Genomic DNA, 21,748 nt, shown 5'->3' with positions numbered 1-21,748 from the left:
GACATGCTCAAGGCCTTCGGCATGAAACACACACCTCTTCTCGCGAAAGGGGGTTGAGAGGGAGGGCTGGCGGCGCAGCAGAGATAAATCTGTTTAAACCTCACAAGTCCGCATCACCAACAAAGAAGCCTGCTGTAAAGAAATTTGGCGTAGCGGGCGATAAAGCCATGCTCATGATCGTTGAATTTCCGTTATAAATCCCGTGTATGCCACACGAAGACGGATCTAACCCTGCGTGAAATAGCCATTCAGGGCCGCAATTCACCTTCTGCGCTCATATTCTTGCTTCCCTAGAACCTGCCCAGCACTTGTTCCCGATCCTTGTCAAACCAGACGCACTTACCTCAAAAGCAATTACCTAACAGCCCATGAAATTCTACATATCGACCAATGAAGCTAAAACTATTATATTTTCAATCGGGCGAACTAAGACAGATGCTATTGAGGGCGCTTATAAGTTAGCAGACAAAATTGGAAGCGTTATTGCAGAAAATCCAGATGGAACTGTTTTAAAAAATGAATCAGGCCATAGTGTATGGCATGATATTCCCTCAATAAGTATTAGGGATGATGCTTTCGCATTGACAGTGCTTCCGGCATCTGATTTGCTCGTAGATCAGCTAATGCGGCATCGCAATATTATTGACTGGATGGAACATGATGGGCGGGCAATATCCAAGCTTGAGGCTGAAAAGCTTGGTGTATGGCGACTTGATACGTCCAGATTATTTCTTGTTGGCCCAGGAATTTCGGGCTTAGCTTACGATCCAGAAACGGCAATCCTCATGGCTAGGTATATGGATCCATATCATAGCCCACCTTTTGTTCCCGAAGATGTATCTGCTTATGATGATTACCGGAGACACATCAATAATCCAAATGTTCCGCACAACTTCTATCCGGAGTTGCGATTTCATTTTCAACCAATTGGCCGGCCAAAAACCACATGCTGGCCGGGACATATTGTTAAAAAACTCTCATTGGTTAATGAGAATAATAAAGCGTCCCTTACCGCAGAAGACGGTGAAAATTGCTATCAACTACCGCTTTTTCTGGGAGAAGCCGATTTGTGGCAGCTCGATATCATTAAGGATGAAACATCTGAGTTCTATTATGTAGATAATGGTCCTGAATGCTGGAAAGCCATGTGTGGCCGTGCGTGGGTAATTCTCATCAACAAAACAAATGCTTATGAATACTTGATTGCAATGAACTGAGGTTGTCGTTCAATCGATACTTACCGAGGTCTCCAATAACCACTTTTAACATGAGCCAAAATTGCCCGTTAATAGTTAGTGTTGGGGGATGCGTGGGACGTGTGCTGCAAAGGCGAAAACTGGTAACTGAATACCTTACTCGGTTAGTTGTCATCGCCATGGTGTACTCAGCAATTACATGCGATACCAGTTCGGTGGAAATCGCAATAGCGTGGATTCCGGCATAAGCTCGATCATTGTCTCATACCTGCCTGATGTGGACAACACGTGACTGTAATATTGAAACGCAAGCAGCATCAGCCCACCCATCGCGTTGAGAACGTTTTTAAGGTTGGCCTTTTGAAAGTGGTCGTTTCGATGGTGTTTCACCATATTGTAGTCACGCCACCAGAACGGATTGTGGGGTTTCGGGTCGGGTGGATTGCTCCATTCGTCCCAAGGTTTCAGTCTGATTGCATAACGCGGAATAAATACTTCATCGCAGGGAAGACTGGGGAAAGCTGACATCAGCGGTGAATGATAATTATTAATGCAACGAAATGTACCGCCAGGCTGTAGTCGTTTGCACAGCGCTTTAGCAATAACATCCACTTCCGAGGCGGCAGCAAAAAGAAGGTGGGCAAGTTCGATCGAATAAACGTCGTAATTGGCTTCACTAAATTCAATGTATCTAGCAGCGACTTCAAGGTCACTCTCTAGTGCAGTGAAGTAGTTCCAGTGCAATTTTGGTTCGCCCGTCGTCGTGATCATGTTTTCAAGAAAACTTCGCTCATACCCCCGTTAAGGCAAGAGCATGTAGAGTCAACTCTAGATGAGGGGTAAAACACTCATATCGGCTTGGAGGCATAAGAGACGAACGGTCGTGGGGCGCCTGGTAATTTTTTCAGGCCTGGTGGATTTGCTGGAAGCCGAAATTAGCGATGAGGTGTCTTGGACATTTCAGCGAATCTTAACAATCCCAGCACAGCTAGATCTGGCGGTGTTTGTGAGAGTCTAGATTTCTCGCTGGCACTTTGGTGCTTCCGAAGCTCATTTAGGATTGTGCGCACCCAGGCTAGACCGAATGCGAGTATGACAATAATGACAACAGAGTGCGCACCACATACAAACCCACTCTTTAGACCTTGTGCTTCGATGCCAAATCAGGCCTGCACTTTTTCAAAAACTTTGTCAAATCGCGGCTAATCCTCCCTGCCTCGGATGTGCAACCACCCCTGCGCCAGCAACGCAATCCAAAGCAGAAGCCTGCAATGCACGCAACCATGTAAACAGTCGCATCTCCAGTCGTAATTAGGATGCCTTTGTGCCACACTATATGGTCTGCCGCTTGCCAGGATATCCACATGCAAAAAACAATGAACAAAACATCCTTCACGTCAGCGATAATTTCGGCGACATAGCATTGACGCCAAGCTTTGCGTGCTGTGTTCAATTCCATCCATTTCACTCCTTCTCGCATCTGATAATCAGACAGAGCCAACACTTTGTAGTCCAGAGCATGATGATTGAGTTTTAATGACCTCCAAGGGGCATCCGCCCATTCCGGCCATTCGAGGCAGTGGTTTTCACCCATCCAGGTCAAAGCATCGGCGTAGCGGGTTGTCTCTGTGTCAGTAGCGGCATCCATATTCGAAAACTTAACATATAGCCACACTCGTCAAGATGCAGTTGAGGTTTCAGCAAAGCGGCCCTCTTCCTTAGGACTGAGAGACTTTTACAGCGGTTCGACCGAGGCGTGCACACAGTGTTTGTTCCACTATTAAGAAATCCGACGGTCAAATTCGCGCAGAATCAAACCAGCCAGGTTCCTCATTGGTGTTGACCGAGCATCCTGAAATCATCCGCAGCGGCCTGCGGGCTCGTTTTTTCTAAGCGGCATGTGCCTCAGCTTTCCGACTCCGTGTCCTCTGGCTCCTACCACAGCAGCAGCATCATCGCGCACATGAGGCCGTTGTTCAGCGCGTGCGCGATCATCGGGGCGATCAAACTGTGACGCCACATCCGCAGGAAGGAAAACGTGGCCGCCAGCGCCATGATCGCCGGCACGCCGGCCCAGCCCTGCGGATGAATCACCGCAAACACAAACGCGCTGATGAGCATGCCCGGCACCCAGCGCAGCCACGCGGACAATCCGGGAAACAACAGCCCGCGAAACATCAGCTCCTCCGAAACCGGCGCCCACACCACCGCCAGCACGACCGCGCCCAGCTTTGCCCAGCCATTCCCCGCGAACACCTCCACAATCGGGTGAGAGGGAAACTGCCCCGTCAGCTTCGTGATCCATGACGCGGCAATCATTCCCAAAACCAGCAGCGGCAGCGCCGCCAGCCATCCCAACACGCCCGCGCCCATTTCCTTGAACCACCCAGCGCCACGATGCAGCCCCAGCGTCTCACGCCACAGCGGCTTCTGCATGCCGCGCAGCAGCGGCCACAACATGCCGAGAATCAAAGCCGCCAGCGCAGGGACATAAGCCGCCCAACGCGGCCATGAAACCGGCAACTGGCGCATCAGCCACGGAATCAGCAAAAACAGCAGCAGATAAATCGCGAAGCCCTCGATCAAAACGCCGCCGTGCGCACGACTGCGTCTGCCGAGCGTCAATGGCAGCTTCCCGCCACGCCAGCGCCGGATGCCCCAGATCATGAGCACCAGCCCGCCGACCGCCGCCAGCATGCCCAGCATCATGCCAGCGATCAAAACCATCGCCGTGCCCATGCCTTGCTGCACCACCGCCTGCCGCAGCGGATCTTTGGCCTCCAGCGTCTGCACGCGCGCCAGTTGGGCCATCCAGCCATGCCGTTTGAAAAACAGCTTCCAATCTTCGTCCGCAGCCAGATCTGGAATGGATGACAGCCTTCCCAGCATTTCCACATCCGCCTTCAAACCCTCGTTCTTCTGCGCAAGAGCTCCCGTTTTCGCCGCATCAGGCGGCTGATCTGCCATCCAGCCCTTCAGCATCAAAATTCGCAGCGCGTCCTCATCCGTGCGAGAGAGCGTGTGAACATCCCGCAGCATCGCATCGTTGAGTTCAGCCGTCGATTGCCCCGTGCTTTGAAGGAATGCCTTCGTGCCCACCGCATAGCGTGCCAGCAGCTCCAGCATGCGATTCGGCCTCACCTCGGGGGCGGGTTCATCGCGCTCCATCGTCTGCACCCGCACCACAAACACCGCGCACGCGGCGATCACGATGAGTGCCAGCACCAGGCCCGGCCTGGAGCAGCGATAGTTCATTGCATTCGGCAGCGGCGGTGGTGAGGCGGCAGATTCCATGGTCTTCCGCCGATCAAACATCACCTTGCCAGCCAAGGCACGCACAATTCTGTTCCGCCATCACGTTCCATCTCCAACCATGCGCACGCTCTTTGCACTCCTCCTCGCCACCACCGCCCTCGCCCAAACCCCGCGCCCCGGCGTGAACTACGACGAAGCCAAGGTCGGCAACCATCCGCTGCCCGATTTGAAGCTCACCACCGCCGAGGAATGGACAAAAACTCGTCGCCCCGAGATCATTAAGCTCTTTGAAGACCACGTCTTCGGCAAAACACCTTCCGATATCGGCACGCCCAAGTTTGAAGTCACCGCCACGAAGACCGATGCCCTCGGTGGCCTCGCCACACGCAAATTCATCCACATCTCGCTGCCGAACCGCCCCGCATGGCCCGGCATGGACGTGATGCTCTACACCCCAAACGCCACCCAGTCCGCACCCTGCTTCGTCGGCCTCAGTTTCGGCGGGAATCACGCCGTAAGCCAAGAAACCGACGTTCCGCTCAACACCCGCTGGCAACGCGACAACAAGGAGAAGAACATCATCAACCACCGTGCCACCGAAGCCTCACGCGGCACCGAAAGCAGCCGCTGGCCGCTCGAAATGATCCTCAAACGCGGCTTCGCCGTCGCCACCGCCTACTACGGCGACATCGAACCCGACCACGCCGACGGCTGGAAGGAAGGACTCCGCGCCGCATTCAGCAAGGATGGTGCGAACACCGTCTGGAAAGACGGCGAGTGGGGAGCCATTGGCGCTTGGGCCTGGGGACTCAGCCGCATCGCCGATTACCTCGAAACAGATAAGCAGGTCGATTCCAAGCACCTTGCCGTCATCGGCCATTCACGTCTAGGCAAAACCTCGCTGTGGGCCGGAGCGCAGGACGAACGCTTTGGCTTTGTGATCTCCAACAACTCCGGCGAAGGCGGTGCCGCCCTCATGCGTCGCGACTTCGGCGAAACCACCGCCATCATCACCAAAGCGTTCCCGCACTGGTTCACGCCCAAATACACCCGCTACGCCAGCAACGCCGCCGCCTGTCCCATCGACATGCACATGTTCATCGCCCTCGCTGCGCCACGTCCGATCTACATCGCCAGCGCCGCCGAAGATCATTGGGCCGATCAAAAAGGCGAGTTCCTCTCCGGCAAATTCGCCAGTCCCGTTTATGCCCTCTTCGGCAAAAAAGGCGTCGTTGTTGATGAACAGCCCGCCATCGACACCCCCGTCGGCGATTTCATCGGCTACCACAACCGCACCGGCAAACACGACGTCACCGACTACGACTGGACCCAATACCTGAACTTCGCCTCACGGCATTGGGGGAAGTAAGCCCGCACGTCTGCTGGCAGAAAAGCGCGTTACTGGCCGCCCCGGTTGATGGAGCATAGCTCACACCGGGCACACAGGTCACATTGCACCATTCCCTTGGCGCCCAGGCATTGGGTACAATGGACGCACAGCATGCAGAAGGGCTGATGACCGCTGCGGCTTCTTTGCGGTGCATGTACCACGCCCGCCGTGCCCTGGCGCAGGCTACAGGCGCGCGAGGACATGGGTTGAAGAATGCAGGGAGAAGGAGAACGAGGCATGCGCGAGAGGTGTCCTCTCTTCCGTACCGGATTTGTCGTTTCCGGTGACAGCACAGGCGCTTTTTTTTTGCCGCTGTCTGGCGTCTGCACCTATTCACCCTGGCGCTGCTTCAACAGCCACTTCATGTTTTCAACCAACGCGGGGGTGTAGGGGTAGCTTGTGTCGAAAAGAGTCTTTGCGGCGGAGGGATCATTCCAGGCGCGGAGGTAGGCATAAAGATGGGCGATCTCGCCTTGAGGGTTCAGGCTCATCTCGGTGACGAGCTGGTCCACGATCTGGCGGACGCGGGTGGCGTGCTCCGGGGTGACGAGAGACGGCCACGGGCTTGCGCCCGCAGCTACGGTAGCCTTCGCCGCAAGGCGGTGGCCCGGGATGGATTCGGGAGCCTGGGGACGCTCGTTTTCAACGGGCTCGCGTCCGCTGCTACTCCACGCCCTGGCGGGCGCGGCTACGAGGAAGTAGTGCTCAAAGAGCAGGCGGTAGAAGCGCAGGACGAGTTCGCGGGGAGGCTGGCGGCACAAGACGTAGTCCTCCGCGAATTTCCGGCCTTCGTCGCTTTGAAGCACGGCGTTGAAGGTGGTGAGCCAGGCGGGATCGGTGAGGAAGGTTTGGTTGAAGGCGGCCTGGGCGGCGGTGCGCTCGGCGTTTTTGAGATGCCGACCGGCCAGGGTAGTGAGCACATCCCCCGCAATGCGCAGATCCCAGCTCTGGGTGAGGCTGTGGAGCAGGACGCAGTCGCACAGATGCAGGGGATGTTTCATCGTGACGGCCCCGGCCACTGCCAGCGCCTTGCGCCACGCGCTCTGGGCGCGGTCCTCGGCGCCTTGCAGCCGGTAGAGCATGCCTTCGAGCAGCCAGAGGCTGGTGTGGAGCCGGTTGTCGAGCTTGTCTGGCGTGACTTCGCGGGCTTTGCGGATGAAGGTGATGGCGGCACGGAGATTTTGCTCGCGGGCGGCGCGGCGGGCCTGCTCCATGCGCCAGAGGGCCTGCACGGTGGCGTCGTTCTTCAGCACTGTTTGCCAATGGGCCAGCGCGTCGGCCAATTTCGTGTTTTTCTCCGAGGGCGTGATGCGGCACCACTGGTCGAGGCAGTTGGTGGCGGCGAGGAGGTTCTTCGCATGGCTGCCGCTGGCAGCAGGGTCGAGCAGCCCATGTCTATAGAGTGCATCAGCTGCCTGATCCAGACGGGCAAAGTGATATGCCATGGCGAAGCGACTGGCCGTCTGCACCGGTGGCAACTTCAGCAGGCGGTAGGCTTTGACGGCCTCGGTGAGTCCGGCAGCGTCCACCCTCGGCAGGGCGATGCCCATGCCCGCAGGGGCATAGGCTCGCTCGAGATCGCCAGCCAGCCAGGGGTCGATCTGTTGGAACATCGCGGGCGGCAGCGGGTCGGGCAGCAGGGCGAGATAACGGGCGGACGGGGCGACACCGCCGCGTTGCTGCACGTTCTGCACCCAGAGCTGGAGGAGGCTGCGATCCCGCCAGCGGGAGGGCTGGCCCTGGGCCAGGCGCTCCCAGATGGCGAAGGCGGCGGCGTGGTCATGCTGCCGCAGCAGGCATTCGGCGGTCTTGTAGTCGGCCTCGCTGCCAAACAGCGGATCGCCGCGCAGATCTTCATACAAGCGGCGTGCCTCGGCCCACTGCTCCTGCGCGGCCAGGAGGTCGGCACGCTCCAGCGGACTGACGGTGTCCGAACGCCGGGTGCGCAGGATGAGTTCCTTCAATCCGATGTCTTGGGGCCAGGAGATGCGCCAGAAGTTCGTCGCCTGCACGCTGCCGAAGGCAAAGGGGGAATCCACCCGCAGCCGCGACTGCCCATTGAGGTCAGCCTCCGCCCACTCACGCTCGACCCGCAGAGTCAGGCGGAAGGGCTGGTCGAGCAGGTGGGTGTCAGGGATGTGGATGGAACGCGTGAAAGTGGCGTTGTGAGTGATGACGAGCACATAGCTCTGCGGGTCTGGCGGGGATTCGCCGAAACTGGCCAGCACGCTTTTGGAAGCATGCCGCGCTTTGTAGAGCGCGGTCTGCACGCTCGAGTTCTCATGCAAAAAGCTCAGGGCGATGTGATGGAAGGAGGCTCCATCAGGCACAAACGTGCAGGCGGCCTCCATCGGCACCGACACGGACTGCGTGACCATGAAAGCAGACACTTTGCCGGCTGGTGAAACATAGACCGGGTAGAGCAGGCCGCCCTCCACGCGGACATTGGAGCTGGCAAAGAGACCCTGTAGGTCGGCAAAGGGAGGGCGCAGCTCCGCCTGCGTCTGCCAGCGGCCGAGGCGCTCGGCGATGAGGCTTTGCAGCCGCCCGGCCTGCGCGGGTGAACGTGGCTCCAGCCACCCGGCGGTCGTGCGCAGCCATGTGAAGTCCTCGTCCCGCAGGTGGCCCTGCTGGAGCGTGGCCTCCATGTCCCGCACCACATCGTCATGAAATTGCTGGCGCAACTGCCCGGCCAGCGCGGCATTGTGCCTGGCCAGTGCGGTGAGTGTGACCTCCGCCTGCTCCAGGCCGCTGCTGCTCCAGGTGCCGCGCTGCATGGCGGTGGTGAGCCGGGTTTCCAAATCGAAGCGCTCGTGCTGGGCCATCTGCCGCCGGACATTCCAGAGCGCAAAACTCCCGATGACGAGGCACGCGGCGAGCGCGGCCGTCAGCGCAGGGCGTCGCCGCGCCTGCCGTGCCGCATAAGCGAAGGTGGACATGGGCCGCGCCTCCACGGGCTGCCCGGCGAGATAGCGCTCCAGATCCTCCGACAGTGCCGTGCCGTTCACATACCGGTCGGCAGGGCGATGCGAAAGCGCCTTGAGGCAGATGCTCTCCAGATCACGCGGCACATCTTTGTTCAGCAAGGAGGGACGTGCGGGGCGGTCTTCGTTTTGATGGCGCTTGATGACCTGCGCCAGCTCGCCGGGGTGCGGATGCACATGGGTGAGCAGCTCATAGAGCGTGGCGCCGAGCGCATAGACATCCGTGGCCGGGGTGATGGTGCCGCGGCTGCGGTCGAGCTGCTCCGGGGCCATATACGGCGCGGTGCCCAGCGCCTCATTGGTCAGCGTGAGCGGCAGGCTGTCTTCCAGCTTGGCGATGGAGAAATCGACAATGACCGGCTGCTGCGTGACCGCGTTGACGAGAATGTTCGCCGGTTTCAGATCCCGATGCACGATGCCCAGCGCGTGGAACCAGCCGGAGGCATGAGCCACCTGCGCGATAAGCCGCACACGGTCCTTCAAGTCGAGGCGATGCACTTCGCACCACTTTTTGAGGTTCAAGCCCGGAATGAACTCCATGACCAAGCAGGCATGGGATTCCGTGAGCTTGAAATCGAGGATGGGGACGACGTTCGCATAAGCGCCCGCCTCCCGCAGCTTCATGAGCGTGGCCGCCTCGATGTCCAGCCGCGCCAGCGTCTGCTCGTCTCCGGCACGCGCGGGATCAAGCATCTTCAGAGCAACGATTTTTTCCGGCGTAGCCGCCGCCGCAAGGCGGTGGTCCGTGGCTGCGGCGCTCACGTCATCCGCCACGGGCTTGCGCCCGCAGCTACGGATCTCCCGGGCCCGCCAGACCTGGCCCATGGCCCCGGAGCCGATGCAGTCCAGCAGTTCAAAGCGCTCCGCCCAGCCAAAGGCACTCAGCAGATCTGGCACAGGCTGTCGTGAAAAGCTGTCGGAATTCATGGATGCGCTCGAAGACAATCGGTCTTTCTTATCGAAAGTCACCCATGCATTCTTCGACTCAAATTTCCCAGGCGGTTCTGCCACGCACGATAAATTGACCTTCGTTCACCGTTCCTCCTCTTGTGCCGTCAACAGTCCCCTCACCGCCCGCGTCAGATCGTCTCTTCCCCCTGACCTCGCAAACCCTGCTGGAGAACATTCAGGTGGCTGATCCAAAAACACGCGAGATCTCGCTCGCGCAGTTTTGCAGCCTCTACTACCCGGCGATCTATGGCTTTGGCCGGAAGCTGGGCCTCACCGTCGAGGACGCCCAGGACCGCACCCAGGATTTCTTTGTGGAGGTGGTGCGCGACGGGCTGCTGAAGCGCTTTGATGCCGCGCGCGGCACGCGTTTCAGCTCGTGGCTGATGAAGTGTTTTAAAAATCTGGAACTCAACCATCGCGCCGCCAGCGCCACCATGAAACGCGGCGGCGGACGCACGTTTGTGGAGTTTGATGCGGACTGCGTGGAGCATAGCTACCAGTCGGCCCATGGCACGAACCTGCCGATGGAACCGGCCTTTGACCTGATGCTCGCACGCGGCTTGTGGGAGATGACCTGCGACCAGCTCCGTGCCAAACACGCCGGAACCGCGAATGCAGCCCTCGTGAGCGAACTGCTGCCGCACCTGCTCGCTGACCGCTGGCCCGCCGCTCCGGCCCCCAGCCAGGAAGACGTGGCTGTCAGACATGGCACCACCGCCGTGCGGCTGAAGGCTTTCTTCAACCGCACACTCAAAACACAAGCGAGGCGGATCTTTGGGGAAACTGCCGCCCATGCAAACCCCGGCATTTCAGAGCATGAAACAGCCGACCTGTGGGCGCTGCTCTGTCTGTATGGAGAGGGCTGATTTCGCCGCCGTTTAGAATGTCACTTGCCGATTCCGCCAAGCCCGTGTGTCTTGCGAGCATATGCCTGCGAAAAAAGCTTCCAAAAAGAAGGCTGACAAGCCTGCCAAAGCCGCGAAAAAACTCAAGAACGTGCCCTTTTGGATCGGCTTTGATCTCGGCGGCACGAAGATGATGGCCTCGGTGCTCGACGCTAACTACAACGTGCTCGGTTCCGCCCGCAAATCCACCAACGGCTCCGAAGGCGCGGCCAAAGGTCGCAGCAAGATCGTCAAAGCCATCCATGAGGCCATCGAGGCGGCGGGTGTGAGCCCCAAGGGCATCCAGGGCATCGGCATCGGCTGCCCCGGTCTCGTGAATCCTGAAAAAGGCCTTCTCGTTTTCGCCCCGAACCTTGGCTGGACGAACATGGCGCTGCGCAAGCTCCTGCAAACCGAGTTCAAATGCTCGGTGGCCGTTTTGAACGACGTGGATGCCGGAACCTATGGCGAATACATCCTCGGCGCGGGCAAAGGAGCGCGCTCGCTGCTCGGCATCTTCCCAGGCACCGGTGTCGGCTCCGGCTTTGTTTACAACGGCCAGCTCGTCATGGGCAAATCCATCTCCGCCATGGAACTCGGCAATCTGCTGCTCCCCGGCACGCACATCGGCAGCCCGGTCTTTGGTACCGTCACGCTCGAAGACCTCACCAGCCGTCTTGCCATCGCCTCACAGGCCGGCATCGCCTGCTATCGCGGCCAGTTGCCTGAACTCGACAAGAAAACCGAGGGCGCGCTGCGCAGCATCCGCAGCAAGGCTCTGGCCAACGCCTTCCGCAGCGGTGATGACGCGGCGATGATCATCTTCCGCAATTCCATCCGCTACCTCGGCATGGGCGTCGCCATGGTCGTCAATCTGCTCGCTCCCGACCGCATCACGCTCGGCGGTGGCTTGGTGGAGGAGCTGCCCGGCCTCTACATGAATCTGCTCAAGGAAGAAGTCGAGCGCTACGCCATTCCCGAGCTCGCCAAAGGGATCAAATACTCCATCGCCAAACTCGGCGACCAAGCCGTGGCCGCAGGCTCGGTGGCCTGGCTGCGCAATGAAAAGAAATAGTTCCCGAGGATGAGCGATCCCACACCAGCAGCCACCATCCCCCCGCCCGAACACGCCGTCATTTACGTCGGCGCGGCCTCCGTGACCCTCGTCATCGGCCGCAAGGATGACCAGGGCCAGTTCTCCCGCATCGAGAGTCTTGACCGCCCGCTGCCGGTCGCGCGGGACATCTTCCGCGCCCGCAGCATCACCCGTGGCACGGTGGATCAAGCTGCAGCCATCCTTCGCGATTATCTGCAAACGATGCGCGAGTACGGCATCCCCTCCTCGCAGTTGCGCCTGTTCACGTCGAACATCCTCGCCGAGGCCGCCAACCACGAGATTTTCCTCAACCGCCTCCAGGTTCACAGCGGCGTCATCCCCAGCCTCATCGACGACGGCAACATGACCCGCCTCGTCTATCAGATCGCCCAGCGCCTGCTGTTGAAAAACCCCATGCTTGCCAAGGGTAACACCTTTGTCTCCCACATCGGCCCCGGCAACACACGCGCCATCTATTTTCAGCAGGGCCGCCTCGCCGCCTACAGCAACTACCGCCTCGGCATCTTTCGCGCGCGCGAGGCCGTCGCCACGCCGGACGATGAGGCACCGCAGCAAATGCTCCATCTTGAGGAGCACATCCGTGGCGTCGTCGATCACCTCGCGCAGGATTACTCCGGTGTGAAGATCGACCATCACGTCGCCATCGGCGCGGAGATTCAAAGCATCGCGCCTCGCCTCGGCAAGGCGCGTCAGGGCGCGCATCGCGTCATTGAGGACGAACTCTCCCGCCTCACCGACAAGCTCGCCCGTTTGAACCCCGACGAGCTCGTGCGTGAGCTGCATGTGCATTACACCGGCGCGGAGGGCATCGTTCCCGCCTTGCAGACGAACCTCGCGCTCGCACGTCGCTTTGGCGATGAAACCATCTGGGTGCCCGAGGGCGACTTCCAGCTTGAGTTGATCCTCGATCTGATGACCTCCGGCTCCCGCACCGCCATCTTCCAGGAAGAGGTCATGCAGGCCGCCTGCGAGATCGGCTTGCGCTATAAAACTGACCGCAAGCACGCCGACCACGTCGCCAGCTTTGCCCGCCAGCTTTTCCGTGAGCTGCAGCACCTGCACAATCTTGATCCCAAGTACGAGCTCATCCTCCGCGTCGCCGCCACGGTGCACGAGGTGGGCATGTTCATCAGCCCGCGTGAGCACCACAAGCACAGCCTCTACATCCTGCTGAACACCGAAATCTTTGGCCTCAGCTCAAGCGACCGCGAGATGGTGGCCCTGCTGGCCCGCTACCACCGCCGCTACAATCCCGAGCCGAACCACCCGCATTTCTCCGACCTCACGCGTGAGGAGCGCATGATTGTGCTGAAGCTCGCCGCCCTGCTGCGCCTCGCCGACTCGCTCGACCGCAGCCACGCCCAGCGCATCAAATCCATCCAGCTCCGCCCCGAAGGCTCACGCCTCATCGTGCTCACTCAGGGAGCTGACGACACCACCGTCGAGCAGATTGCCATCGACTCCAAGTGCGACCTCTTCCGCGAAATTTACGGTTATGACATCCTCCTCGCCAAATCCTAGCGTCGCATGCGGCTTTTGGGTGGCAAAGCGGCCACGGTTCATCTGAATGCATTTGCATCATCTGCTAAGCCCGGCGCAGGAGGAACTTGGCGCGGCTTGGACTTTCAAGTGGGATGCCGGTGACTGACTCTTTGCACAGCGCTTTTCGGAAATCAGTTTCGCAAACGTTCTGTCAGCGCGGCACGATGCCGAGGTAGTTCCTCACGGTGCTCCAGCCGGGATCTGAATGCTCGCGACCATCGGCGGTGCGGTAGTAAATCGCGGAGGAGCGGCCGCCGTCGAGATTGAGGGCGCGATGGACACGGAAGGCGGGCAGTAGATCGGGGGTGGCGAGGATTTCCGCGAGTTCTCCGAGGCTGGTGTGGCGGGCGAGGCCGAAGATCCAGCGATGCGAGCCGTCGGTGGCGATGAAGGTACGCGGAACGTGCTTGCTGCGCTCCAAGCTGGCGACCGGTTTGCCGGAATCGACCAAACGTGGTCCGGCCTGGATCAAATCCCGGGCGCTGCGGGATTCGCGCACCTCAGCATTCCAGAGCAGTTGAGGCGAATGGCGCACGACGACGGCCCCGGTGAGCAATTTGTTGGACTGCCAGGTTCCGGTGGGGTTTCCTTCCGCAATCATGAGGCCCATCGGTGTGAATTGCGGTGTGAAGAAGCCGCCGTTCACGCCCGCAATGGCTCCGGCCCGTCGCATGCAGGTGGTGATCTGTCCGGCACCGGCTCCATCGTCAGGCTGGTCGATGATTTTGAGCCCGTGGTTGCGACTGTCGAAATACACGAACTGCAGATCGACCGAGTCGCTGTTTTTGCTGACGGAGAGCGTGTGCAGCGTGGCATCGCCATGGAGCGGCTGGCTTTCAGCGGGGGCGTCGAGCTGCCAGCCGAATGAAGCCGAGGTGGTAGCCACCGGGGCGGGCGCTTGTGCGGCGACTTGCTCCCAAGAGGGATAGGTCGGGGCCAGTGGCGCTGGAACAGGCTCAGCCACAACAGGTGGCTGCGAAGGCGGTGTTTGCTGAGGCGGCAGCAGTGGCTGAACGCAACTGCTGAGTGCAAACGCGGTGAGGAGAAGCGGGCGGCGCATGTTCAGGCCAGTGAGGCGAGTGTTTCTTTCATCGCGGCGAGGGCGCGGGCGCGATGACTGAGCTGGTTTTTCGTTTCAGCGGGCAACAGGCCAAAGGTATCGCTGAAACCGTCGGGAATGAACAGCGGATCGTAGCCGAATCCGCCCGCGCCTTGTTCTTCGCTGATGAGGCGGCCTTCGACGCTGCCGTGCGTGATGTGCAGCACGGCTCCGCCGTAGGCAATGACCATGCAGCAGTGAAAACGACCGGTGAAGGGGGCTGTTTGAGGCCGTTGGGCGAGTTCCTGCTTCAATTTGGCGCGATTGTCGGCGGCGTTGGCCGTTTCACCCGCGTACCGAGCGCTGCGCACGCCCGGAGCGCCTTCGAGGGCATCGACTTCGAGACCGGAGTCATCCGCGAGCACCAGATGGCCGGTCAGGGCTCGACTGCCGCTGACGGCCTTGATGATGGCGTTGGCCTCAAAGGTGTCGCCCGTTTCCTCATCAAGCGTGACACCGGGGTACGCACGCAAATCCTCCACCTGCCATGCGCCGCCGAGGATGGCGGCGACTTCTTCCGTTTTGTGGGCGTTCGAGGTGGCGAAGACGAGTTTGGGCATGGCGTGAGGCGGTTCCGCCCCATGTAAACCACCGTCAACAACTGCAAACAACCGCAAACCTCCATCAATGCATCAACGGCTCCAGCAGACGCGCCTCGGTGACGAATCCCACGGGCTGCTGGCGCTCGTCCATGACGATGGCGAGACGGCGGCCCTGTTTGCGCATGCGTTGCAGTGTGTGCAGAGCAGGGAGGGCGGCGGGGACGGTGTCGAGCGTGCGCATGTGCTGGCGCACCAGGCGGTCAGGCGGAAGCACGGCGGGGAGCTCGGTGGTATCGAGCGCGCCGATGAAGTCACCGTTGTCTCCCAGCACTGGCAGCAGCGTGCAGTTCTGCTCACGTGCCAGGATCAAGGCAGTGTTGAGGGGGATTTCAGCCGCTAGAGCGATGCTGCGCGTGAGCGGCTGCATGAGATCAGACGTGCGCAGCTTTTTGTAGTCGAGTACGCGCTCGATGAGTTGAGTGGCGGTGGGGGAAAGTTGATGCTGCGCGGCCAGTTCTTGCGCCAGCGCCTTCAAGTCATCGCGCCCGCGTGTTTGGTGCGCTTCGCTGGGAGATCCTGCGCTTTCTGCGGCGGATTTTTTCAGCGCGAAGGCGCGGAACAGAGGGCGTGCAAGACCCACGAGATGCACCAGCGGCGAGACCGCACGCAGGGAGCGGAAGGGATAGTTACGGAACAGTTTTTTCGGCATCACTTCGAGCCCGATCAGAAAGACCGGTAGCGAGGCGAGAAAGGCGAGCACATAGCCCCACAGGCTGGCATTTCGAATGACCGGCAGCGCGATGAGCAGGAAGGCGAGCAAGTTCGTCAGGTGATTGGCGACAGTGATGCAGCCGATGAGCGCGTCGCGATCCTCCAGCAGCGGCAGCAGGCCGCGCGCGCGCAGATCGCCCTCGCTCGCGGCATGGCGCACGCGCACGCGGCTCACGGCCAGCACCGCGCTCTCCAGGCCCGAGAGCATGAATGAAAGCGCGAGGCAGGTGAGGAGGAGGAGCCAGGTCATGAGTGAATCACGAGATTAAATTTCACCAGCTTCATCCACCGGAGCGGCTTTGCGGCGGAGTTCGAGCTCCTGGATGCGCGCGCGCACCACGCGGCGCACCTTGATCTCGGCATTTTCAATGATGATGCGCTCGCCGGCCTTCGGCACATGGCCGAGCTGGTTGAAGACGAGGCCGCCGATGGTATCGATGCCGCCAGCGTCGAAATCGAGGCCCAGCTCCTCGCGGAGATGATCCAGGCGAGTGCCGCCATCGAGCAGGTAGCGTCCAGCGCCGAGGTCGCGGATCTCGGCGTCCTCGCCCTGCCACGGCGCGGCTTCATAGAGCAGCCAGTCGGCCACCTCGCGGCGGGTGATCATGCCTTCCAGGCCGCCGTACTCATCCGCGATGAGAGCCGGCGCGTCGTCGTTTGGCAAATGATGGTCCAGCGCCTCCAGCACAGGCATGGTTTCCGGCACAAAGGCCGGTGTGCGCAGCAGAGTGCGCCACGGCGGGCGGTTGGCCAGCTTCCACGCGCCAGTGTTGATGACTCCTTCGACCGAGTCCGGTGTCTCGCCGTAAACGATGACGAAACGGCTGGCCGCTTTCTCCAGCACGGCGGTGGTCTTGGATTCGGAATCCTCGCTGCTCATGAGCGCGAGATCGACGCGTGGGATCATGCAATCGCGCACGGTGAGTGCCTCAATGTCGAGCGCCTCGTGGATCATCGCGCTCTCGTCGCTGTCGAGCAGCCCCTGCTCTTGCCGCATTTCGACCAGGGTCTCAAATTCGTCGCGGGTGACGGGAAGCCGTGCCTTCACATGCTTGGTGACGAGTTTTTCCAGGATGAGGTCCGCAGTGCGGTCGGTGAACGTGGCGAGCGGATCAAGCACGGCACGCAGCGGATTCAGCAGACGCAAACTGCCCAGCAGCACCACCGAGGGGGCGCGCGCGGCAAAAAATTTCGGAGCCATGTCTCCTAGCAGGACCGTTGCCAAGAACAGCACAGAAGATGCGATCCACGGATTCCAGCCCTGCGAGCGCAGCGGCCCGGTGACGATCCACAGGCCGAGCGCGGCCAGCGCGAGATTCAGCGCGGCGGAAAGCAGCAGCGCCCGGTGAAGCTGCGCGAAGGGGTTGGCGGTGATGGCGCGGAGTTTTGTCGCCACCGCGCCTTCCCCGGCGGCGAGGAGCTGTGCCTCCACATCCCGCGCGCTGTGAATCGCGGTCTCCGAGGCGGAGACGACCGCAAGGATCAGCAGAAGGTTCAAGTAAAGCAGTACGGCAAGGAGCAGGGACATCGGGATGGGCAGGTCGCACAGTGGTGGGGAGCGAAGCCAGGGGTCAAGATGAATTACGGAGCCGTGGCGATGTTCGTTCTTGCCAAGAACACGCCGAATTGATAGCAACAGGCCAACCATGCGCTCCATCCTCCTCTCATGCCTCGTATTTGCCGCCGTCAGCCTCCAGGCCGCTGACAAGCTGAAAGTCCTCATCATCGACGGACAAAACAACCACAAGTGGGACATCACCACGCCCGTGCTCAAGGACGCTCTGGAGAGCAGCGGCGCTTTCACTGTCGAAGTAAGCACGACACCGCCGAAGGGATCACCTGCGGAGGCCTGGCATGCATGGAAGCCGGAATTCACCGGCTATCAGGCCGTGGTGAGCAACTACAACGGCGAACCCTGGCCGCAGAATGTACGCGATGCCTTCACGAAGTATGTCGCGGATGGCGGTGGCTTCGTCTCCGTGCATGCGGCGAACAATTCCTTCCCCGACTGGAAGGAATACAACGACATGATCGGCGTCGGCGGCTGGGGCGGTCGCAATGAGAAAAGCGGCCCGTGGCTCTATGTGAAGGACGGCAAGCTCTTCCGCGACACCAGCGCGGGCAACGGCGGCGCACACGGTCCGCAGCATGAGTTCGTCGTCGAAACCCAAAGCCCGGACCATCCGATCATGCGCGGCCTGCCCAAACGCTGGCTGCATGCCAAGGACGAGCTTTACAGCAAGCTGCGCGGTCCGGGCGAGAACGTGGAGATCCTCAGCACTGCGGTGTCCGACCTCACCGCAATGAACGAGCCGAACAATCTGGTGCTCGCCTACCACAAGGGCCGCGTGTTTCACACCACGCTCGGCCACGCCGACTACTCCATGCTGGATCGCGGCTTCTACACCCTCCTGCAACGCGGCACCGAGTGGGTCGCCACCGGCAACGTGGAGCGCACCGCGGCAGTCCCGGCCGATTTTCCCACCGAAAGCGCCGTCAGCGTGGTGAAGCTGGAAGGCTACCCCAAACAGCAGTCGCCCGCGCCGAAGAAGTGATCGGGCTCGGCATTACGCCATGAAGAGATTCAGTTTGAGAGCGGCCTTCGGGCCGCTTTTTTGTGTCCGCCCACCACCATGCGGGGATTGAATCAAGGTGGTGGCAGAGGGGAGATTTGAACTCCCGACCAAAGGCTTATGAGTCCTCTGCTCTACCCCTGAGCTACTCTGCCATTTGATGGCTCCTGAGGTAGGGTTCGAACCTACGACCTAGTGGTTAACAGCCACCCGCTCTACCGCTGAGCTACTCAGGAATCACGTCCCTCCCGAAGAAGGGGCGGGATTGATAGGCGTTTCCGCTCTCGGCGCAAGCACTTTGTCTGCCTGAAAATGAAGTGATTTCAGCCCGCCGCGTTTGCCTTCAGAAGCTCGCCCAGCAAACCACGTTGGCGGTAGAATTCGACCTCCGCCTCGCCGGTGGCCTGCAAATCGGCCCGGATGGCCGCCGCATCACGCTCCGAAGCGACATGCTGGCGAATCAACGCGGTCTTGCGGGCCTGCAAATCGAGGAATTCGATGTCCACCACAGGTGTCTGCGGCCATTGGCCTTCGTTCTGGCCGGCCTTGAGCACCTGCTTGAACGGTACGCCGATTTTCTGCGCCTGGGCCTTCGCTTGATTGATCCCGGCATACCAGTCGGGATGCACGAGGCGGTAGTAGTCGCGCATCGCCTGTTTGTTGTAGTGAATCACCAGCTTGCGGCCTTCAACCTCCAGGAAGGTGGTGCCACGGAAGGAGTCGGCGTCGATGGTGTCCACAAACAGCAGTTCCTCGCGATCCACCGCGAACTCCCACTTCAAATCCCAGAGCAGCAGACCCGCGCTCTCCAGCAGCTCGCGCACGGCCCAGCCGCCGAGGATGGCCAGTTTGACGGTGTGCAGGAAGTCCTCGCTGCTCAGGCCGGACATCATGAGCGCCTCCTGCTTGCTCACGGCACGGTCTTCCGGCTCGTACTTGCTCGTCAGGTCATAAATCGGCCGCTCCAGCATCTCCCACACGCCCATCGGCTTCGAGAGGCCGAGTTCCTGCTCATACGCGCGCTTCGCGGAATCGCTGAGGCTTTGATACTTCTTCAAAATGGACGACCCGCTCGTCACACCGAAGCGCACGATGTATTCCAGCGGCACCACATACGTCGCGCTCTGGTGGAACTGGGCGTAATCAAACACATGCGTGCCCAGCAGATGCCGTTGCGGCGGATGCATCACCGGAAAGCGGCGCACGACGTTGTAGCAGCTTGGGTTCTTTGGCAGACCATCGCGCACGATCTCGCCCGTCTGCGCATCCACCATGCCGATGTGATGTGTGTGCGCGCCGCGCTCCAACATCTGCTCCATCGGGCCGCTGAGCAATTCCTTGCGCCAGGCGGCATCCATCGGTGTCTTTTCAATCGCCGCCTTCACCCGCTGCCAGGTCTCAGGTTTGCCAAGGCGTGAGTACATCGCGTGGCGGAAGATGGCGCGGTTCAAATCATTGCCCTCAATGTTGAAAATCGATCCCACATCGAAGACCGAGCCTGCAGGCGTGGTCTCGCACACCACGAAGCCCGGATGATCCGGCATGGCGTAGAGATTCTGCACGGAGCCGCGATAGACGGGCTCGCCGAGTTTCGAGAGATCGAGGCGCGTGGGGGCTGGGGCGGGATGGGACATGGTTCCCGTGAAAAACAACGGATTCCGCCCCCGTGCAACCGCGAACAGAGAACCGCGAACTTCTAACTTTAAACTTCACACTTTCGGCCCAAACTCCGCCCTCCATGTCCGAAGCCGCCTCCAACCCGCCCGCCCCCCTCGATTTCATCCGTGAAATGATCGCTGCCGACCTCGCAGCCGGTCGCAACGGCGGTCAGGTCGTCACGCGCTTCCCGCCGGAGCCGAACGGCTACCTCCACATCGGCCATGCGAAGAGCATCTGCCTCAATTTCGGCCTCGCGCAGGAACACGCGCCAAACGCCCGTTGCCACCTGCGCTTTGACGACACGAATCCCACCAAGGAAGAGGTCGAATACGTCGATAGCATCATGGCCGACGTGAAATGGCTCGGCTTCGACTGGGGCGAGCACCTCTTCTACGCCAGCGACTACTTTGAGAAGCTCTACCAATTCGCCGAGCAGCTCATCACCAAAGGTCTCGCCTATGTCGATGACCAGACGCAGGAGGAGATGCGCCTCAATCGCGGCACGCTCACCACGCCGGGCACGCGCAGTGTTTACGCCGAGCGCAGCGTCGAGGAAAACCTCGATCTCTTCCGCCGCATGCGTGCTGGGGAGTTCAAGGAGGGCGAAAAAGTCCTGCGTGCGAAGATCGACATGGCATCGGTGAACATGCACATGCGCGATCCCGCCCTCTACCGCATCCTGCACGCGCATCATCACCGCACCGGCGACGCTTGGTGCATCTACCCCATGTATGACTACGCGCATCCGCTCAGCGATGCGTTGGAGTCCATCACGCACAGCCTCTGCACGCTCGAGTTCGAGATCCACCGCCCGCTGTATGAGTGGCTCATCAATAACGTCGATGGCCTGCCCGGGCAGCCCTACCAGCGCGAGTTCGCCCGCCTGAACCTCACCTACACCGTGATGAGCAAGCGTAAGCTGCTCCGCCTCGTCAAAGAGAACCTCGTCAACGGCTGGGACGATCCGCGCATGCCCACCATCAGCGGTTTGCGCCGTCGTGGCATCACCGCCGCCGCCATTCGCAGCTTCTGCAAAACGATCGGCCTCACCAAGTTCAATTCCCTCACCGAGATCGCCCTGCTGGAGCACGCCATCCGCGAAGACTTGAACAAAATCTCCCGCCGCGCCTACGGCGTGCTGCGCCCCATCAAAGTCGTCCTCACCAACTACCCCGAGGACCAAGTCGAGCACTTTGAAGCCGCCAACCATCCCGAAGACCCAGCCGCTGGCACACGCCAAGTGCCGCTCTGCCGCGAGCTTTACATCGAGTCCGACGACTTCATGGAATTCCCCTCCGAAGGCTTCCATCGACTCAAGCCCGGTGGTGAGGTGCGCCTTAAGTTCGCCTTCTGCATCATCTGCCAAGAGGTCATCAAGGATGATGCCGGAAACATCGTCGAACTCCGCTGCACATACGACGAGGCCACACGCCATGGCAAAAAGCCCGAAGGCCGCACCAAGCCCAAAGGCATCATCCACTGGGTCAGCGCCCGTCACGCGATCGACGCTCCTGTGCGCTTGTATGATCGGCTCTTCACCGTCGAAACCCCAGATGCCGACGCTGGCGAAGACGGCGACTTCACCCAATTCCTCAACGCCGCATCACTTGAAGTCATTGAGAATGCCAAACTCGAGCCAAGCCTCAAGGAAGCCGCCCCCGGCACCCACTGGCAGTTTGAACGCGTCGCTTACTTCTACGCGGACCCGATCGATTCGAAACCCGGCACGCCCGTGTTTAATCGCACCGTGACGCTGAAGGACGGGTGGGTGAAAAAGTAGTCCTG

The 21,748-nt window shown here is 60.3% G+C and carries 16 protein-coding genes and 2 tRNA genes; 7 read left to right on the top strand and 11 right to left on the bottom strand.

Annotated elements, in window-relative coordinates; all coding sequences use genetic code 11:
• Positions 1-368 precede the first annotated feature (368 nt).
• Positions 369-1,217, top strand: coding sequence for a hypothetical protein (locus ACILSI_RS07575; RefSeq protein ID WP_395721254.1), 849 nt, complete (start codon positions 369-371; stop codon positions 1,215-1,217).
• A gap of 174 nt (positions 1,218-1,391) precedes the next feature.
• Here ACILSI_RS07575 and ACILSI_RS07570 read toward each other — a convergent pair whose 3' ends face one another.
• The 3 genes from ACILSI_RS07570 to ACILSI_RS07560 all read right to left on the bottom strand — a co-directional run bounded on the left by ACILSI_RS07570 (position 1,392) and on the right by ACILSI_RS07560 (position 4,490).
• The gene (locus tag ACILSI_RS07570) at positions 1,392-1,967 is read right to left on the bottom strand and encodes a hypothetical protein (protein ID WP_395721253.1); all 576 of its coding nucleotides are present in this window, start codon (positions 1,965-1,967) and stop codon (positions 1,392-1,394) included.
• A 367-nt stretch (positions 1,968-2,334) separates the two neighbouring features.
• On the bottom strand, positions 2,335-2,844 hold the full coding sequence (locus tag ACILSI_RS07565) for a hypothetical protein (protein WP_395721252.1): 510 nt from the start codon (positions 2,842-2,844) through the stop codon (positions 2,335-2,337).
• A gap of 287 nt (positions 2,845-3,131) precedes the next feature.
• A complete protein-coding gene (locus tag ACILSI_RS07560) occupies positions 3,132-4,490 on the bottom strand; it encodes a lysostaphin resistance A-like protein (protein ID WP_395721251.1) in 1,359 nt (452 codons plus the stop codon).
• A gap of 79 nt (positions 4,491-4,569) precedes the next feature.
• On the opposite strand from ACILSI_RS07560, the gene ACILSI_RS07555 reads away from it, so the two are divergent.
• Positions 4,570-5,820 carry an acetylxylan esterase gene (locus ACILSI_RS07555; RefSeq protein WP_395721250.1) on the top strand — a complete coding sequence of 417 codons (1,251 nt, stop codon included), beginning with the start codon at positions 4,570-4,572 and terminating at the stop codon, positions 5,818-5,820.
• A gap of 350 nt (positions 5,821-6,170) precedes the next feature.
• Here ACILSI_RS07555 and ACILSI_RS07550 read toward each other — a convergent pair whose 3' ends face one another.
• Complete coding sequence (locus ACILSI_RS07550) at positions 6,171-9,752, bottom strand: protein kinase domain-containing protein (protein WP_395721249.1); 3,582 nt, start codon at positions 9,750-9,752, stop codon at positions 6,171-6,173.
• Positions 9,753-9,874: 122 nt separating this feature from the next.
• Here ACILSI_RS07550 and ACILSI_RS07545 point away from each other — a divergent pair, with 122 nt between their 5' ends.
• The 3 genes from ACILSI_RS07545 (at position 9,875) to ACILSI_RS07535 (ending at position 13,298) form a co-directional block, all read left to right on the top strand.
• Complete coding sequence (locus tag ACILSI_RS07545; protein WP_395721248.1) at positions 9,875-10,642, top strand: sigma factor; 768 nt, start codon at positions 9,875-9,877, stop codon at positions 10,640-10,642.
• A 61-nt stretch (positions 10,643-10,703) separates the two neighbouring features.
• A complete protein-coding gene (locus tag ACILSI_RS07540; protein WP_395721247.1) occupies positions 10,704-11,735 on the top strand; it encodes an ROK family protein in 1,032 nt (343 codons plus the stop codon).
• 9 nt (positions 11,736-11,744) lie between these two features.
• Positions 11,745-13,298, top strand: coding sequence for a hypothetical protein (locus ACILSI_RS07535; RefSeq protein ID WP_395721246.1), 1,554 nt, complete (start codon positions 11,745-11,747; stop codon positions 13,296-13,298).
• Positions 13,299-13,470: 172 nt separating this feature from the next.
• On the opposite strand, the gene ACILSI_RS07530 is transcribed toward ACILSI_RS07535, so the two are convergent.
• From ACILSI_RS07530 to ACILSI_RS07515, 4 genes are all read right to left on the bottom strand, one after another.
• Positions 13,471-14,379, bottom strand: a complete 909-nt coding sequence (locus tag ACILSI_RS07530; protein ID WP_395721245.1) for a phosphodiester glycosidase family protein — start codon at positions 14,377-14,379, stop codon at positions 13,471-13,473.
• 2 nt (positions 14,380-14,381) lie between these two features.
• Positions 14,382-14,978, bottom strand: a complete 597-nt coding sequence (locus ACILSI_RS07525; protein ID WP_395721244.1) for a non-canonical purine NTP pyrophosphatase — start codon at positions 14,976-14,978, stop codon at positions 14,382-14,384.
• A 64-nt stretch (positions 14,979-15,042) separates the two neighbouring features.
• On the bottom strand, positions 15,043-15,981 hold the full coding sequence (locus tag ACILSI_RS07520) for a CNNM domain-containing protein (RefSeq protein ID WP_395721243.1): 939 nt from the start codon (positions 15,979-15,981) through the stop codon (positions 15,043-15,045).
• Between the two features lie 15 nt (positions 15,982-15,996).
• Entirely contained in the window at positions 15,997-17,259 is a 1,263-nt protein-coding gene (locus ACILSI_RS07515; protein WP_395721242.1) for a CNNM domain-containing protein, read from the bottom strand.
• Between the two features lie 118 nt (positions 17,260-17,377).
• Between ACILSI_RS07515 and ACILSI_RS07510 the strand changes: the two genes are divergently transcribed.
• Positions 17,378-18,286 carry a ThuA domain-containing protein gene (locus tag ACILSI_RS07510; RefSeq protein ID WP_395721241.1) on the top strand — a complete coding sequence of 303 codons (909 nt, stop codon included), beginning with the start codon at positions 17,378-17,380 and terminating at the stop codon, positions 18,284-18,286.
• 98 nt (positions 18,287-18,384) lie between these two features.
• On the opposite strand, the gene ACILSI_RS07505 is transcribed toward ACILSI_RS07510, so the two are convergent.
• From ACILSI_RS07505 to ACILSI_RS07495, 3 genes are all read right to left on the bottom strand, one after another.
• Positions 18,385-18,459, bottom strand: a tRNA-Met gene (locus ACILSI_RS07505).
• Between the two features lie 6 nt (positions 18,460-18,465).
• Positions 18,466-18,540, bottom strand: a tRNA-Asn gene (locus tag ACILSI_RS07500).
• Positions 18,541-18,627: 87 nt separating this feature from the next.
• Positions 18,628-19,938, bottom strand: coding sequence for a phosphoribosylaminoimidazolesuccinocarboxamide synthase (locus ACILSI_RS07495; RefSeq protein ID WP_395721240.1), 1,311 nt, complete (start codon positions 19,936-19,938; stop codon positions 18,628-18,630).
• Between the two features lie 104 nt (positions 19,939-20,042).
• Between ACILSI_RS07495 and ACILSI_RS07490 the strand changes: the two genes are divergently transcribed.
• Complete coding sequence (locus ACILSI_RS07490) at positions 20,043-21,743, top strand: glutamine--tRNA ligase/YqeY domain fusion protein (RefSeq protein ID WP_395721239.1); 1,701 nt, start codon at positions 20,043-20,045, stop codon at positions 21,741-21,743.
• Positions 21,744-21,748: the final 5 nt, after the last annotated feature.

This window comes from Prosthecobacter sp., assembly GCF_044232965.1.
In the GTDB taxonomy this organism is placed as follows: Bacteria; Verrucomicrobiota; Verrucomicrobiia; order Verrucomicrobiales; family Verrucomicrobiaceae; genus Prosthecobacter.
This window is presented reverse-complemented; position numbering and strand designations above follow the sequence as displayed.

Excerpts from the sequence above, each read along its gene's own strand:
- ACILSI_RS07575 (WP_395721254.1), top strand. The coding sequence starts at position 369 with ATGAAATTCTACATATCGACCAATGAAGCTAAAACTATTATATTTTCA.
- ACILSI_RS07570 (WP_395721253.1), bottom strand. The coding sequence starts at position 1,967 with ATGATCACGACGACGGGCGAACCAAAATTGCACTGGAACTACTTCACT.
- ACILSI_RS07565 (WP_395721252.1), bottom strand. The coding sequence starts at position 2,844 with ATGGATGCCGCTACTGACACAGAGACAACCCGCTACGCCGATGCTTTG.
- ACILSI_RS07560 (WP_395721251.1), bottom strand. The coding sequence starts at position 4,490 with ATGGAATCTGCCGCCTCACCACCGCCGCTGCCGAATGCAATGAACTAT.
- ACILSI_RS07555 (WP_395721250.1), top strand. The coding sequence starts at position 4,570 with ATGCGCACGCTCTTTGCACTCCTCCTCGCCACCACCGCCCTCGCCCAA.
- ACILSI_RS07550 (WP_395721249.1), bottom strand. The coding sequence starts at position 9,752 with ATGAATTCCGACAGCTTTTCACGACAGCCTGTGCCAGATCTGCTGAGT.
- ACILSI_RS07540 (WP_395721247.1), top strand. The coding sequence starts at position 10,704 with ATGCCTGCGAAAAAAGCTTCCAAAAAGAAGGCTGACAAGCCTGCCAAA.
- ACILSI_RS07535 (WP_395721246.1), top strand. The coding sequence starts at position 11,745 with ATGAGCGATCCCACACCAGCAGCCACCATCCCCCCGCCCGAACACGCC.
- ACILSI_RS07530 (WP_395721245.1), bottom strand. The coding sequence starts at position 14,379 with ATGCGCCGCCCGCTTCTCCTCACCGCGTTTGCACTCAGCAGTTGCGTT.
- ACILSI_RS07525 (WP_395721244.1), bottom strand. The coding sequence starts at position 14,978 with ATGCCCAAACTCGTCTTCGCCACCTCGAACGCCCACAAAACGGAAGAA.
- ACILSI_RS07520 (WP_395721243.1), bottom strand. The coding sequence starts at position 15,981 with ATGACCTGGCTCCTCCTCCTCACCTGCCTCGCGCTTTCATTCATGCTC.
- ACILSI_RS07515 (WP_395721242.1), bottom strand. The coding sequence starts at position 17,259 with ATGTCCCTGCTCCTTGCCGTACTGCTTTACTTGAACCTTCTGCTGATC.
- ACILSI_RS07510 (WP_395721241.1), top strand. The coding sequence starts at position 17,378 with ATGCGCTCCATCCTCCTCTCATGCCTCGTATTTGCCGCCGTCAGCCTC.
- ACILSI_RS07495 (WP_395721240.1), bottom strand. The coding sequence starts at position 19,938 with ATGTCCCATCCCGCCCCAGCCCCCACGCGCCTCGATCTCTCGAAACTC.
- ACILSI_RS07490 (WP_395721239.1), top strand. The coding sequence starts at position 20,043 with ATGTCCGAAGCCGCCTCCAACCCGCCCGCCCCCCTCGATTTCATCCGT.